This window comes from Burkholderia sp. JPY481, from assembly GCF_038900515.1.
In the GTDB taxonomy this organism is placed as follows: Bacteria; Pseudomonadota; Gammaproteobacteria; order Burkholderiales; family Burkholderiaceae; genus Paraburkholderia; species Paraburkholderia youngii.
Window position 1 is genome coordinate 495,340 of sequence record NZ_JAYMRT010000001.1, and the last position, 14,935, is coordinate 510,274.

At 64.1% G+C, this 14,935-nt stretch carries 15 protein-coding genes; 3 read left to right on the forward strand and 12 right to left on the reverse strand.

Features of this window, described 5'->3' with window-relative positions:
- The first annotated feature begins 161 nt into the window (after positions 1 to 161).
- From VSR82_RS02285 to VSR82_RS02295, 3 genes are all read left to right on the forward strand, one after another.
- Positions 162 to 1,355: a urate hydroxylase PuuD gene (locus VSR82_RS02285; RefSeq protein ID WP_498857469.1), complete on the forward strand. Its 1,194-nt coding sequence runs from the start codon at positions 162 to 164 to the stop codon at positions 1,353 to 1,355.
- Positions 1,356 to 1,631: 276 nt separating this feature from the next.
- Positions 1,632 to 1,898, forward strand: a complete 267-nt coding sequence (locus VSR82_RS02290) for a helix-turn-helix domain-containing protein (protein ID WP_008920757.1) — start codon at positions 1,632 to 1,634, stop codon at positions 1,896 to 1,898.
- Positions 1,895 to 3,241 (forward strand): type II toxin-antitoxin system HipA family toxin, encoded by a 1,347-nt coding sequence (locus VSR82_RS02295; RefSeq protein WP_498857470.1) that lies wholly within the window; start codon positions 1,895 to 1,897, stop codon positions 3,239 to 3,241. The genes VSR82_RS02290 and VSR82_RS02295 overlap by 4 nt, the downstream gene beginning before the upstream one ends.
- Positions 3,242 to 3,338: 97 nt before the next feature.
- Here the strand turns inward: VSR82_RS02295 and VSR82_RS02300 are convergent, their stop codons facing one another.
- The 12 genes from VSR82_RS02300 to VSR82_RS02355 all read right to left on the reverse strand — a co-directional run bounded on the left by VSR82_RS02300 (position 3,339) and on the right by VSR82_RS02355 (position 14,912).
- Positions 3,339 to 3,851 carry an ureidoglycolate lyase gene (locus VSR82_RS02300; protein WP_410847972.1) on the reverse strand — a complete coding sequence of 171 codons (513 nt, stop codon included), beginning with the start codon at positions 3,849 to 3,851 and terminating at the stop codon, positions 3,339 to 3,341.
- Positions 3,848 to 4,858, reverse strand: a complete 1,011-nt coding sequence (gene alc / locus VSR82_RS02305) for an allantoicase (protein ID WP_498857471.1) — start codon at positions 4,856 to 4,858, stop codon at positions 3,848 to 3,850. The genes VSR82_RS02300 and alc overlap by 4 nt, the downstream gene beginning before the upstream one ends.
- A 67-nt stretch (positions 4,859 to 4,925) precedes the next feature.
- A complete protein-coding gene (uraD, locus tag VSR82_RS02310) occupies positions 4,926 to 5,447 on the reverse strand; it encodes a 2-oxo-4-hydroxy-4-carboxy-5-ureidoimidazoline decarboxylase (RefSeq protein ID WP_429459027.1) in 522 nt (173 codons plus the stop codon).
- A complete protein-coding gene (puuE, locus tag VSR82_RS02315; protein ID WP_429459025.1) occupies positions 5,444 to 6,394 on the reverse strand; it encodes an allantoinase PuuE in 951 nt (316 codons plus the stop codon). The genes uraD and puuE overlap by 4 nt, the downstream gene beginning before the upstream one ends.
- A gap of 210 nt (positions 6,395 to 6,604) precedes the next feature.
- Entirely contained in the window at positions 6,605 to 7,411 is an 807-nt protein-coding gene (locus tag VSR82_RS02320; protein WP_429459024.1) for an aspartate/glutamate racemase family protein, read from the reverse strand.
- A gap of 56 nt (positions 7,412 to 7,467) precedes the next feature.
- Entirely contained in the window at positions 7,468 to 8,949 is a 1,482-nt protein-coding gene (locus VSR82_RS02325) for an NCS1 family nucleobase:cation symporter-1 (RefSeq protein ID WP_410847967.1), read from the reverse strand.
- Positions 8,950 to 9,317: 368 nt separating this feature from the next.
- A complete protein-coding gene (locus tag VSR82_RS02330) occupies positions 9,318 to 10,031 on the reverse strand; it encodes a GntR family transcriptional regulator (protein WP_368587591.1) in 714 nt (237 codons plus the stop codon).
- A 318-nt stretch (positions 10,032 to 10,349) separates the two neighbouring features.
- Positions 10,350 to 11,276: a muramoyltetrapeptide carboxypeptidase gene (gene ldcA / locus VSR82_RS02335; protein ID WP_368587592.1), complete on the reverse strand. Its 927-nt coding sequence runs from the start codon at positions 11,274 to 11,276 to the stop codon at positions 10,350 to 10,352.
- A 26-nt stretch (positions 11,277 to 11,302) separates the two neighbouring features.
- Complete coding sequence (gene tadA / locus VSR82_RS02340; protein WP_429459021.1) at positions 11,303 to 12,043, reverse strand: tRNA adenosine(34) deaminase TadA; 741 nt, start codon at positions 12,041 to 12,043, stop codon at positions 11,303 to 11,305.
- A complete protein-coding gene (locus tag VSR82_RS02345; protein ID WP_368587594.1) occupies positions 12,040 to 12,441 on the reverse strand; it encodes a DnaJ family domain-containing protein in 402 nt (133 codons plus the stop codon). The genes tadA and VSR82_RS02345 overlap by 4 nt, the downstream gene beginning before the upstream one ends.
- 517 nt (positions 12,442 to 12,958) lie before the next feature.
- Positions 12,959 to 13,558, reverse strand: a complete 600-nt coding sequence (locus VSR82_RS02350) for a 2'-5' RNA ligase family protein (protein ID WP_429459018.1) — start codon at positions 13,556 to 13,558, stop codon at positions 12,959 to 12,961.
- 121 nt (positions 13,559 to 13,679) lie between these two features.
- Positions 13,680 to 14,912: a DUF2827 family protein gene (locus VSR82_RS02355; RefSeq protein WP_498857472.1), complete on the reverse strand. Its 1,233-nt coding sequence runs from the start codon at positions 14,910 to 14,912 to the stop codon at positions 13,680 to 13,682.
- Between the last annotated feature and the right edge of the window lie 23 nt (positions 14,913 to 14,935).

Genomic DNA, 14,935 nt, shown 5'->3' on the forward strand with positions numbered 1-14,935 from the left:
ATGCGAGCCGCATCCGCTTCGGCACGAACAGACACAAATACGCATAAGCGCCCCGCGATACCCATAACAAGCCGCGCTGCGTCTTCTATCCGCAGTCGGCGCGATGACCGGCGACGTCGAACGTCATCGCGCGCACAACGAATCAGAAGTGGAGGAGTTTCATGGAAGGCTTTATCACCGACTGGTTGAACCTCGCGATTCGCTGGTTCCACGTCATCGCCGCCATCGCATGGATCGGCGAATCGTTCTATTTCGTCGCGCTCGACAACAGTCTGAAACCGCCGACCGATCCGAACCAGCGCCGTCGCGGCGTGTTCGGCGCGTTGTGGCACGTGCACGGCGGCGGCTTCTACAACATGCAGAAGTACACGGTCGCGCCGCCGGAAATGCCCGAAGACCTGCACTGGTCCAAATGGCCGTCGTACACGACGTGGCTGTCGGGCTTCGGTCTCTTTACCGTGCTGTATCTGTTCTCGCCGAGCACCTACCTGATCGACAAGAACGTGCTCGACATGGGACCGGTGGTCGCGGTCGCCTCGGCGATCGGTTTCCTCGCGGCCGGCTGGATCGTCTACGACTCGCTGTGCCGCATTCTCGGCACGCGCGACAAACTGCTCGGCATCTGCGTCGGCGTTTATGTGCTGATCGCGGCGTATCTCGCGTGTCATATCTTCGCGGGCCGCGCGGCGTATCTGATCATGGGCGCAATGCTCGCGACGATCATGTCGGCCAACGTGTTCTTCGTGATCATTCCGGGCCAGCGCAAGATGGTCGACGCGATGCTCAAGGGCGACACGCCGAACCCGATCTACGGCAAGCGCGGCAAGCAGCGCTCGGTGCACAACACCTACTTCACGCTGCCGGTCGTGTTCGCGATGCTGTCGAACCACTACGCGATGACCTACACGCATCCGTACAACTGGGCGGTGCTCGTCGTCATCATGCTGGCCGGCGCGCTGATCCGTCAGTTCTTCGTGATGCGCCATCGCGGCCAGGTGTTGTGGTACCTGCCGCTCGTCGGCGTCGCGCTGATGTGCACGGCGCTCGTGTGGACCATGCCGCGTCCGGTGGTGCCGCAGGCGCAGGCCGCCAACGCGCCGATGCTGAAGGTCGCCGACATCGCGCCGGTGCTGCAGCAGCGCTGCGTGGCCTGCCACTCCGCGCATCCGACGATGATGGGCAGCGCGCCCGCCGGCGTGCTGATGGATACCCCCGACGAGATCTCGCAGAACGCGCAGCGCATTTACCAGCAGGCGGTCACGTTGAAGGCGATGCCGCTCGGCAACGTCACGCACATGACCGACGACGAGCGGATGAAGATCGCCGCGTGGTTCGAAGGCGGCGCGGCGAAGTAAGAAGGTCTGTCAGGATCACGGATCATCCGGTGCCGAGGTGGAGGCTGGAGGGTGAAGCGGGCTTGTCGCGACAGCGGCAAGCCCGTTGTCGTTTGGACGGGGTGCCGGGTGCAGTCAGTGGCATCGATACATCGAAAAATTTGTTGCCGTTGGGCTACAAAAACGCCAAAGATACGTAAAATGTAGCCCTAGAGGCACAAAGACATGCAACGTTGCTGTGTCTCTTGGGCTACAATAAATGGCAGATGCGCTGAATTTGACGCCCTGAGGCTACAAATGACCAACCTCGCCGATGTCTCGGACATGCTGAAAGCCGTACGCCGCGACAGCAAGCTATCGCAGGAAGAGCTTGCGCGCCGCGCGGGCGTGGCCCGCACGACCGTCGCGCGGATGGAGACGCTCGCCAAGAACGATATGAGCGTGTCCGTGCTCGTGCGCCTGCTCGAAGCCGCCGGTTACGACCTCAAGTTCGTCGCGCATGGACATGGCCGCACGCTGGAAGACATCCTCGCTGAACAGCGCAGTCCGGACGCGCAGCCATGAAGCTCGACGTTCAGGTACGAGGCAGGAACGTCGCCACGCTGTTTCGCGAGCGCGACGACTATGTCCTCAAATACAACCGCGATGCGAGCGCGGCCGACTTCGTCAGTCTGACGATGCCGGTGCGCGAAGAGGCCTGGCGCTGGCCGCGCGACCTGCATCCGTTTTTCCGGCAGAACCTGCCCGAGGGCTATCTGCTGAATCTGATCCGCGAGCAATTCGGGCCCTTGCTCGACGGAACCGATCTGTCGCTGCTCGCCGTGGTGGGATCGATGGGGATCGGCCGGGTCACCGTCACGCCCGAAGGCGTCGCGCCGGGCACCGAACTGGAGGCGCTCGACGTCCAGCACATCCTGCACGGCGACAACACCGCCGAACATTTCGCGCGACTGGTGCGTGAATACGCGCGAGCGGCTATTTCAGGGGTCGTGCCGAAGTTCATCGCGCCCGAAGTGCAGGCTGCCACATCGACACCGTTGCAGCTCGGTAAGCCGACGATTCGAACGAGCCGTCACATCGTCAAAGGTTCGGACGACAACACGCCCTTTCTCGGTTTCAACGAATTCCATTCGATGCGGGTGCTGGAGCGGTTGGGGGTGGCGCCCGTTGCGCGCACGCAAATGTCGGACGATGGCCGGGCGCTCGTCGTCGAGCGCTTCGATGTCGACGAAGATGGACTACCGGCGTACGGCGTCGAAGACCTGTGCGGGCTGCTCGGTTTGCCGCCGCACGAAAAATACAATTCGACCAGCGAGAAAATGCTCAATGCGGCAAGAGCGTATCTGCTCGATCGCGACACCATGCGGGTGCAGCTCCAGCAGCTCGGCTGGCATCTGCTGACCAACTACGTCGTGCGCAATGCGGACTGCCACACCAAGAACGTCGCGCTGTTCTATACGTCGGTCGACGATGTCGCGTTCACGCCCGTCTACGATGTCGTGACGACCCAGGCTTATCCGCGCTTCGCCGCCAATCCGCCGGGCCTCGCCATCGACGGCCGCAAGACCTGGGCAGCCGGCAAAACCCTCGAACGCTTTTTCAACACGCGCATGGGCATCGCTCCACGGCAATATGCGCAAATGGTCGAGGCGCTGTGCGACTCGGCTGTCGACGTCGGCCATGAGCTGATCGAAGCAGCGCGCAACGAACCGCAGTGGCGCACGGTCGCCAAGCAGATGCTGCATGCGTGGGACGACGGCATGACATCGCTGCGCTCGCCAAAGAAAAGCCTGCAATTCAGGGGCCTCAAGCCAGCCATCGAAGCAGCGGGATTTTCGGCGCCGGAGCCGCCCGAGCGGTCAAGGGAAGTCATCGGGCATTCGCCGTTGCTCGGCAGGCGCAAGTAATCGTGATCCATGCAAGAAAAATCCCGCGACGTAACGCACGTCGCGGGCTTTTCTTTTCAACCACAACGCTGCCGGCGACCCGGCAGCTGCATTGCCATCAAACCGCCACCGCGCTCAACGCATCTTCCGTGAGCCACAGCGACTCCGCCAGATCCTGTTCGTTCAGATTGAGCCCCTCGCCGCCACGATCGACGACGATAAAGTCGCTCACCTCGCCCAACGCGATCAGCGGATGGTGCCATACGCCCTTCGCGTAGTTGACGCCCTGCCAGCCACTCGTGACGAACGCGCGGATCTTCGCCGCATCGAGTTCGCCCGCTGGCGCGACGACGACCAGATACGGCTTGTCGTTCAGCGGCACGAATGCCTGGCTGCCGAGCGGATGACGCTCGAGCATCTTCACTTCGAACGGCAGCGCGCGCGGCTGGCCACGAAACAGATTGACGAGCGTGCGGCCGTGCTCGTCGGTCACGTCGACTTTCGCGAGGTCGTGATAGCGGATCGTCGTGCCGAGGTTGATCGGAATCTGCTTCGCGCCTTCGAGTTCGATCACGTCGCCGAATGCGGCGAACGCCTCTTTCGTCAGCGGTTCGATGGCGAGCGTTTTCATTCGAGCGTCCCCCACAGACGCAGACGCGACACGCCGCCGTCCGGATAGATGTTGAAGCGCACATGCGTGACGGGCCCGAGCGCCGCGATCTCGCTTTCGAAGAAATGCTGCTTGTCCATCTGCAGTTTCTGTTCGCCGAGCAGCACCGGCCAGAACATCGCCTGTGTGACGAGCGAGCTGTCGGTGCCGCCCTTCACGTACGCGGCCTGGATCGAGCAGCGATCCGGATAGTTGCCCTTGAAGTGCGCGGTGTCGACTTCGATCTTGCGGATCACGCCCGGCTGTGCGAGCGCGATGATCGCCCAGTCGTTGCCCGGCTCGCGACGACGGCGCGTTTCCCAGCCGTCGCCCATATTCACGCCGCGACCCGGCATCAGCAGCGTCGAGGCCGCGCCGAAGTGCTGGTTGTTCGCGCCGACCAGATACGCGCCGTTTTCCATCGCCGCGAGATCGAACTGCTGGGTGCGGCTCGCGCCGGCCCAGTCCACCTGCGGCTGACCGTACACGCGCAGACGCGCAATGCCGCCGTCCGGATAGATATTCACGCGCAGATGCGTGTACGCGTTCGCGTCGCCGACTTCGAGGTAATGGTGGCTATTGCCCTGCAATGTGGTGGACGGCACGATCTCGGTCCATGGCGTCGACTGGTTCGGCTCGCCATCGACGACGCGCGCCGCTTCCACCGACGCCGCCGGCGGGAAATTGCCGGTGAAGTGGCTGGTGTCGACGTCGAGTCCCTTGATCACGCCTGGCCGCGCGAGCTTGACGACGCACCAGTCGTAGCCGGTCGTGCGTTTGCGGCGTGTTTCCCAGCCGTCCATCCACTTGCCGTTGTCGTCGTACTTGCCCGGAATGAAGACGGCCGGTTCCGGATTCAGCATGCGGTCCTTCGGCGCGAAGAATTCGTCGCTAGCCTCGAGCGCCTGCGCGCCCAGACGCGGGTCCGCCAGGTTCACGTAACGGCGCGTGAATTCCGGTGCGTTGGGGTCGAGAATCGGAAGTGCCATCTTTGTCGTCCTTGATATCGATTGGTGCGGAAAAAACGTCTCGGCTCGCTGCGTGACGCGGTGCGCGTCACGCGCCGATCAGGTCGTCGAGCCGCAAACGTGCAATGCGATAGATCTGATCGAGGCTCGCGCGCATTTCGTCGGCGCGGCTGTTGTTCACGCGCGATTCGAAGTTCGCGATGATGCCGTGGCGGTCGTAGCCGCGCACCGCGAGAATGAACGGAAAGCCGAATTTCTCGCGATACGCGTGATTGAGCGCATGCAGTTTGTCGAACTCTTCCTGCGTGCATTGTGCGAGCCCGGCGCCGCTTTGCTCGCGGGTCGATTCGGCGGTCAGCTCGCCACGCACCGCGGCCTTGCCGGCGAGTTCCGGGTGCGCGTTGATCAGCGCGAGCTGCTTGTCCTCGCCCGAGGTTTCGACGATCTGCGACATGCTCTGATGCAACTCGTCGATGCTCGCGAACGGCCGCTGCCGCGCCGCCATCTCCGCGACCCACGGCGAGTGCTCGAAGATGCCCGACAGCGTCGCGACGAACGCGTCGGTCGAGAGGCTGTTGAGTTGATCCAGGGTGTATTGCATCGCCTTCATGCCGCAGCCTCGCGGTCGTCCTGTTGGTAAGGATGAGTTTCGTGCCAGTGCCGCGCGATATCGACGCGCCGCGACACCCATACGCGATCGTGCTGTTCGATGTGGTCGAGAAAGCGCTGCAGCGCGCGGAAACGCCCCGGCCGGCCGAGCAGCCGGCAGTGCATGCCGATCGACAGCATCTTCGGCACTTCGTCGCCCTCTTCGTACAGCACGTCGAACGCGTCGCGCAGGTAGGTGAAGAAGTGGTCCGCGGTATTGAAGCCTTGCGGCGTCGCGAAGCGCATGTCGTTGGTGTCGAGCGTGTACGGCACGATCAGTTGCGGCACGCTCTTGCCGCCCGCCACCTCGACGTCCATCCAGAACGGCAGGTCGTCGCCGTAGTAGTCGGAGTCGTACAGGAAGCCGCCGTATTCGGCGACCAGCCGATGGGTGTTCGGACTGTCGCGGCCGGTGTACCAGCCGAGCGGCCGCACGCCGGTCACGCGCTCGATCGCCTCCATGCCAAGGCGCATGTGCTCCGCTTCCTTGTCCGGCGACATGTCCTGATAGTGAATCCAGCGATAGCCGTGGCATGCGATCTCATGCCCGAGTTCGACGAAGGCCCGCGCGACTTCCGGATTCCGCTCGATCGCCATGCCGACGCCGAACACCGTCAGCGCGAGGTCACGTCTTTCGAATTCGCGCAGAATGCGCCACACCCCCGCGCGCGAGCCGTATTCGTAGATCGACTCCATGCTCATATGCCGCGCCGGATAGGCCGCCGCGCCGACGATCTCCGACAGGAACTGCTCGGATGCGGGATCGCCGTGCAGCACGCAGTTCTCGCCGCCCTCTTCGTAGTTGAGGACGAATTGCACCGCGACGCGCGCTCGCCCCGGCCAGTTCGCATGCACCGGGTGGCGGCCGTAGCCGATCAGATCGCGTGGGTAGTTCGGGTCGAGTGGCATGGTTTGACGGATGCGTAGTGACGGGACCAGGAATTCGCGTGAAGCTCACGCATGAAGCTCGGGCTCGAAACCGCTCGGCAACGACGGCGGGATTGGCTTTTGCAAGCGCTCGTCTGGAGGCTTCAGCGTCGGCCGAAGCCGCCGCACCGAGTTGACCCAGTGTAGCGAAAACACCCCGGTGAGCCCATACGGCCGGGCAGATAGTGCGTGTTACAGCGAGTGTATGTGGGTGTCCGTCTGGGTGTCCGCCTGGGTCTGCGCCGAGTCGGCGTTTACCCGCAGCGGGCCGGGGCTGAACGACGCCAGCGCGCCGTCGTAGCGCTTCGTGAGCGGCCGTGCGTAGTCGCCGCGCTTGGCCGTCGCGAGTCGCAGCGCCACCAGCGCCTCGGTCCATTTGACGGCCGCCGTCACGCCTTCGATCACCGGCGCGCCGAGCGCGTCCTCGATCTCCGCGCATAGCTCGGCCATGCCCGCGCAACCGAGCACGATCGCGTCCGAGCCGTCCTCGTCGAGCGCACGCCGGCATTCGTCGAGGATGATGCGGCGCGCCGCGGAGCCCGGCTTGTCGAGATCGAGCACGGCGACGTCGGTGGCACGCACGTTGCGGCAGAAGCGCTTCATCCCGTAGCGCTCGGCCAGATGCCAGGCCATGCCGCAGGTGCGCGCGAGCGTCGTCACGACTGAAAAGCCCGGCGCGAGCACGCTCGCCGCATGCATCGCCGCCTCGGCAATGCCGATCACCGGACCGCGCGCCAACTCGCGCGCCGCATAGAGACCCGGGTCGCCGAAGCACGCGATCACGTAGCCGTCGCAGCCTTCGCGCTCCCCGGCCGCGACTTCGGCGAGGAGACCCGGCGTGGCGAGCGCCTCGTCGTAATAGCCTTCGATCGACGGCGGGCCCATCGTCGGATTGATGGCGATCACTTCGGTGCCGGGCGCGGCGACCTCGCGGGCGCAGCGCCCCATCGCCTCGGTCATGCGGTGCGTCGTGTTCGGATTGATCAGTTTGATACGCATGGCGACTCCTGTTCGACTCGTTATTGCAGCGGCGAAAACCTGGCGCTCCGTGAAGCTCAGCGTGCGAGCATCCGGTAAAACAACGCGCCGAGTCCCGCGCCGATGAACCACGAGAAATTCGCGAGGCCGTCGAGTCCCGGCACCATCACGCAGATCACCGCGATCACCGCGGCCGGCAGCAACGCGGCCACCGCGCGATAGTTGACGCCGTTGCGATACCAGTACGAGCCGTTCGGCGCGACCGTGTACAGATCGTCGAGCACGATCTTCTGACGCTTGACCAGGTAGAAATCGACGATCAGGACGCCGTACAAAGGTCCGATGAAGCTGCCGAGCACGTCGAGCGTGTAGTGGATCACGGCGGGATTGTTGAACAGGTTCCACGGCGTGATGAACACCGACGCGACCGCCGCGAGCATGCCGCCCGCACGCCAGCTGATCAGACGCGGTGCGACGTTCGAGAAGTCGAAGGCCGGCGACACGAAGTTCGCGACGATGTTGATGCCGATCGTCGCGATCGTGAAGGTCAGCGCGCCGAGAATCACGGCCATCGGATAGTCGATGCGGCCCACCGTCTCGACCGGGTCCGTGATCAGCTCGCCGAACACCGGCAGCGTGGCCGCGGTCGTGATCACCGTCACCAGCGAGAACGCGAGGAAGTTGACCGGCAGGCCCCAGAAGTTGCCGCGCTTGACGCTGCGAAAGCTCTTGCCGTAGCGAGAGAAGTCGCCGAAATTCAGCATCGGTCCGGAGAAGTACGACACCACCAGCGAGATCGCCGTGATCATCACCGGCACCACTTCCATGCCGTGATATTTGACGCCGCCGAGGTTGATGCCGATGTTGCGCCAGCCCGCGCGATACACCATGTAGCCGGCGAGAATGAACATCACGACGTAGACGGCCGGCCCGGCGAAGTCGATGAACTTCTTGATGGTCTCCATGCCGTGCCAGAACACCAGCGCCTGCAGTATCCACAGCAGCATGAAGCCGGCCCAGCCGAGCGTCGACAGACCGAGCAGGCCATGCCGATGCACGTCGGCATAGGGCAGCAGTTGCGGCACGAACTTCAGCACGACGATCACGAGCGCGCTCGACGCGAGATAGGTCTGGATGCCATACCACGCGACCGCGATCAGGCCGCGGATCACCGCGGGAACGTTCGCGCCGAGCACGCCGAAGGTCGCCCGGCACGCGACCGGGTACGGCACGCCGTTCAGCTGGCTCGGCTTCGCGATCAGGTTGCACAGCACGTTCACGAGCGTGATGCCGACGAGCAACGCGACCAGCACCTGCCAGCTCGTCAGGCCGAGCGCGAAGAGACTCCCCGCGAATACGTAGCCACCCACGCTATGCACGTCCGACATCCAGAACGCGAAGATGTTGTACGCGGTCCAGTTCTGCGCGCGCAGCGGCGCGAGGTCCGCGTTGTAGAGTCGCTCGCTGTAGCCAGCCGGCATCGACGGATCGGTTTGGGCCGTGCCTTCCGGATAGTTGGAGATGGGGTGACTGCCTGGCGCTGCACTGAACTGAGCCATGATTCCTCCTTTGGATAGGGACCGTCGAAAGCGCATCGACGGACATTGCATCGGCCATGCCAGTTGCTCGCTTCTTGCCCTGCGTGGGTCGCAGAAGTCGGCGTCGTGGTCCCGGACCGTGCCGCGCGTGTCTCCGTACTGACGTACTTGTGGTTGTCGCATCGCCAGCCGCCGCGGATTTCCGGCGATGCGTCGCTACCCTGAGGTCCGTCGTCTTGCGACGGACGTGCGTGCTCAGGCCGGCGGCGCTCACGCGAGGCCGCCCTGCCGTGCATCTATCGGTTCAGTTCAATTCAGTGCGGCGCGCACCGGCAACGGGCGCTCGCCTGCTACTTGCCTCAGCCTGGGGTGGAGTCGGCTTCGGCTCTTTACGTGGATGTTTCTTTCGGCGCGAGCGCGCCGAATACTTCGTGCAGATCCGCTGCACCGCGCGCGGGGCGCTCCAGCATCTTCAACTCGACGCTTTGCAGATGGCGCGACATCAGCGCGGCCGCCTGCTTCGCATCGCCGGCGTCGAGCGCGGCGAGAATCGCTTCGTGGTCCTCGAACGAGCACGGGCTGCGTCCGAGCGATTCGTACAGCGCGGAAATCAGCGTGGAACGCGCGACCAGCCCGTTCAGGCAATCGCACAGCACCGAGTTGCCGGTCAGGTTCGCAAGCTCCGTATGAAACTCGCCCGACAAACGGATCCATGCCGGAAAATCGCGCGTTTCGAATGCCTTGCGCTCCCGGCCGATCATGCCGCCGATGTTCTTCAGACGCCGCATGCCGTGTCCGCTACAGATCTTTTCGACGACGGCCAGCTCGATGATGCGGCGCATTTCGAACACCTCGTGCACCTCCTGCAACGACGGACTCGCGACGAACGCGCCACGGTTAGGCTCGAGATCGACGAGCCGCTCACCCGCCAGTTGCGAAAGCGCCTGGCGGATCGGGCCGCGCTTCACACCGAATACTTCGCATAGCTGAGCTTCGGTGAGCTTCGCGCCGGGTGCCAGCCGATGCTCGAGGATCGCGGCGCGGATGCGCTCGGCGATTGCTTCGGGCTTCGAACTGCCCGCGACTGATTCGGTGTCGGACATGATTGGCGTCTCGGTATGTTGGTCATCATAGGACGGACACAAATATTGTCAACAATTTTTGCGTCGATTTTCGACAGTTATCGTGCTGCGTTGCGTCAGAGACAGTCTGTAAGTCAAGCGGCGCGGCTGTCTGGCGGGAATCTTACCGCGTTATGGCGCGGCCAAGCCGATTGTTGTCGGCTCGGTTTTTGTCAACAAAAACTGAAAACATTGGCGAAGGGTGTGGGAGGTGGCGAGCTGAATAATGCTGACGGTTAGTTGCATTAATGACGCAAAAAAAGCGGGCTATCCGCCCGCCTCTCCTCACCCACGCGGGCTTCAGCCAAGGCTCGGATAGCCCGACGCCGTCAGCCTGAAGCCATGCGCATCGGCGACCAGATGCGCATTAGCGCCGACCGGCAGCGTCACCATGTTGTGGACATGCCCGAACTGCAGCCCCGTCACGACCGGAATGCCGATCAGCGAACGCACTTGCTCGACCATCGCCTGCAGGTCGTAGCCGTTGTCGTAGTCGTAGGGCTTGCCGCCCGTGAAGTCACCGAGCACGAGCGCTTGCTGCTGCGCGAGGATGCCGGCCAGATGCAGCTGATAGATCATCCGCTCGATCCGGAACGGCTGCTCGTTGACGTCTTCGACGAACAGGATGCCGCCCTGCACCGGCGGCATGTACGGCGTGCCGACCAGCGACGCCACCACCGCCAGATTGCCGCCCCACAGCGTGCCCGTCACGTCGACGTTCTGCGCTTGCGGCGTGTTGCTCGCGATCGTGAGCGTCGGCTGCGTCAATGCCGACCAGAAATGCCGCATCGTGAATTCGCTGAGCTCCTCGGCGCCGAAATCGCTCATCAGCATCGGGCCGCCGAAGGTCTTCACGCCGGCACGCGCGAGCAGCGCCAGTTGGATCGCGGTGAAGTCGCTGTGACCGACGAGCGCGATCGGCTGATCGGTGAGCCGCCGCTGCAGCCCTTCGTAGTCGAGACCGTGCAGGATGCGCACCGCGCCGTAGCCGCCGCGCACGGCCAGCACGACATCGGGTAATTCGCGCGATGGATCGGCGAGCCGGTTCAGATCGGCCGCGCGCTCGCCGTCGGTGCCGGCGAAGCGCTGGTAGCGACGCTTCGCGGCCTCCTCGCCGTCGACCCGATGCCCCTGCGCCCGCAGCCGATGCAACGCGCGATGCAGCACCTCCGGATCATGCGGATAGCCGGATGGCGCAATCAGTTCGATGGTGCGATGAGCGGTCATGGCGAGACCCGTTGGACGTTATTGTTTTAGAGCGGCGTGGTTGGAGGCGGTTCGCTGCTGGGGGGTGCGGCGGAGTCCGTGGCGGTGCCAACGGAGCCTTCAGCCACTCCAGTCGCTTCACCACGTGCCGCCGCGCGCGCTGCGCGGCTCGCGCGACGACGCTCGGCAAAAAACGACTTGAGCGCGACACCGCATTCGGCTTCGAGGACACCTCCGCTGACCGTCGTGTGATGGTTCAGCTGAGGATTCGCGAACGCATCGACTACGCTGCCGCACGCGCCCGTTTTCGGATCGCGCGCACCGAACACGACACGCGCGATGCGCGCGTGCATGATCGCGCCGGCGCACATCAGGCAAGGCTCGAGCGTCACATAGAGTTCGCAACCCGGCAGACGATAGTTTTCGAGCGACTGCGCGGCCGCGCGCAGCGCAACCATTTCGGCGTGCGCGGACGGATCGTGCGCGCCGATCGGATGATTGAAGCCTGTGGCGATGACTTCGTCGCCGCGCACCAGCACCGCGCCGACCGGTACTTCGCCGGCTGCGCGCGCTTCTTCGGCGGCGGCCTGAGCGAGCGCCATGAAGCGCAAGTCGCGTTCGGAGACAATGGGCGCTTCGGAATTGCCGGGAGGGATGGCGGGACCGGCCACAGGTTGCACAGGCGCCAGCGCGGACACTGCGCCGATGCTAGCGTCGACGGATTTCTCGCCGTCCTCGGTTTGCGCCGAAGAGCCGATCGAGGCAGCACACGCGAGCGGCTCGTTCACTGTGAACCTGCTTCGGCCACATCGACATTGCCCACGCGTTCCGACAGACGTTCGGCGATTCGGCGGCAATATTCGCGCGGCAGGACCATCGGGCCGCCGCGCAGCGATTCGAGCGCCATATCGAGCGCGAGCATGCGAGCCTGGAGCCGGCAACGGGTCGCCTGATCGCTCACGGCATTCAGCTCCGTTTGCAGGTCGCGCAGCGCGCGAAGCTGCTCGACGGCGGGCGGCACGAAGCCCGCGTTTTTCAGAATCCGGTTGGCGACGCGCACCTCTTCCGGCACCAACGCATCGTCATCGAGGGCCAGCGGCGCGCCCGCACCCGGCAAGTCGTCGAACTCTCCGCGCGCGGCGGCGGCGGCAATACGCTGTTCGACAAGCGCATCAAGCAATTTCATCTGCAATCCACTACGTTGCGGCCCGAGCATTCTATCAGGGAGCGCACGGGCGTTCAGTGCTCCGTCGACGGCATAAAAGCGCCGATTTCCCGGCTATTCGGCCTTTGACGGTGCTTCAGCGTCGACTTAGAGTAAGTCATCGAGCCGTACGATGCGCGCAGCGCTTGACTGGCGCGGCACGCCAGGATTGGCCTCCCGTCGAAGTCGATGCCGCGATGTCATTCAAACCGATCAGCGGTCCCAGTACTTTCCCCGTCGTGCATCCGCGCCCTATCGGCGCGATGCAGGCGGTGCGAGGGGAGCCCGCACGCGTCCCGGCGCATCGGCGTGGGTACCGCGCTGGCGGCGATTGCCGCGGCCTTGCTGCTTTCCGGCTGCGGCGTCTTTTGCGCCGGCGCCGCGGCAAGCGGTGGCGCCTATGCCGGGGGCTGCGGGACAAGCGTGCGGTTCTAACGGTTGCCAGGCGATACACCCGCGCATTCGACACCGCGGTGGCCAACGCGCCCTCGCCCCTTCCTCAGCTTTGCCCCACCAACGGCCAGCGCGCGAGAACGATATGTTTGGTTCGCCCCAGCAGGCTGTGCATCAGCGCAAACTCGCGCACGTTCCAGCATGCCGGCTCGGCGGGACGGCGCTCGATCCACGGCATCCCGTACGCCAGCGTCACGTGCGGCGTAAAGCGTGTATCGGGCTCGATGCCGTCGTCCCGCAAGCTCGCTTCGAGCGCATCGTGAAGCGCCTGCAGTCCGCGCACACCGTGCTCGCCGACCAGCACCGCCGGCCCGAGCCGCGGCCTTTTCGCGAAGCTGGCGATCGCGTCGAATTCGACCGTAAACGGTGCCATGCTGACCGCGGCGGCCGCCCGTTTCGCCGCCTCCGCCACATCCTCCGGCAAGCCGCCCGCGAAATTGCCGAGATGCCTCAGCGTCACGTGCAAACGGTTCGCCGTGAGCGCTTTGCCGCGCACGCCGGTGCGCCCGCGTACGTCCGCGCAAAGCTGCTGCGCGAACTTCGCCATGCCGACTGCGGTATTGGCATCCGGATAAACGGCGAAAAAGAGCCCGTCGGTGGGCGGCGGCGGCGCCTCTAGCCCGGGCAACCACAGTTGTTCAGGCATCGCGCCTCGTTCCCCTCGCTGAATTTTTCCACCGATTCGCACACCGCCGCACAAGCGGCTCATTGCAGCCATGTTACTGTATATTCATACAGTATGACAGGCCATGCGCAATGACAACGCGCTACAGGCCGGCCGGCTTGCCGATACGCTTGTACCAAAGCTCGATGAAGGACTCAGCGGCCGGCGACAACGAATGCTCGGCGCGCCGGTAGGCATCGAGATCGGCGTCGTGCTCCGCATACGCGAGTTGCAACGCGCGTGCACCCTCCTCGCAATCGAAGTCGTCGTAGCGATACCCGCAAGCGCCGATCAGATGCGAGTTGTGGATCAGCGGATAGCCGCCATACAGCGCCTCGTAGTACACATAGTTCTGCGCGTTTTCCCACTGATGGCTGACGATCACATCGAAGTCGCCGGCCACCACCTGGCGAAACGGAAAACGCCCTTCGAACGACGCGAGCCCGTGATGCACGATATCGAGGCTGCGCGCGAAGCCGTTGAAGCTCACGTGCTTCTTCAGATGAAACCTGTTGTACGCGAACACGTGCTCGAGCATGTCGGGGTTATCGCGGTGCGCGGCCTCGCAGACCAGCAGCGGCACGTAGCTCGCCTTCACCATGCAGATGTACGGTTCGAAGATGCCCGCGCGCCAGCGCCTGCGTCCGGGCCGGTAACCGACGTTCCGATGTTGCGGCAGCTTCGTCGCCTCGCGCTCCAATACCATCGGGCTCCATAGATGGGGCATCAGGCGCACCGGGCAGCGGAACAGGCTCGCGAAATACGGCGCACAGCTCGCTTCATATTCGGGCAGCGTCCAGATCTCGTGATAGGGAGCGGCGGCAATCAGAAGTCCATCGAGTTGCGCCGCGTGGTGATCGACCGCACGCTGCAGTTGCGCCGCGCCCTGGCGAATCTCGAAAGCTGGGTAATAGTAGCCCGCGTCCTTCAGCCACGCGGAATTGTGGATCAGCGGATAGTCGCCGTACAACGCGTCGAGGTAGCTGTAGTTCTGCTCGTTGCGCCACCGATGTGCAACGACGATATGGTGACGCCCATGAAACACCGCCTTGTGCTCGCGTACGAGATTCAGCGAGTTCGCGAAGTGCAGCATGGTCGCGTGGTCGGCGCCCATTTTCCTCGATGATGTTTGCGCCAATGTCATCAAATGTGAACAGAGGGCCGAACCGCCTTTCGAGCGGATTGTGCTGGCTGGCCGTCGACGAGTGTCAGCAGGATTACTGAGCATCCCGCCGGGTTTGGCGACTTCGACCCGAGGCGAAGTTCGTCGAATCAAGGCGCTGCGCCGTATGAAGTCAGTTCCCAACCTGCGCGCGTACGCAAACCCTTCTTTCATTATCTAAACACTCACCTTACGCA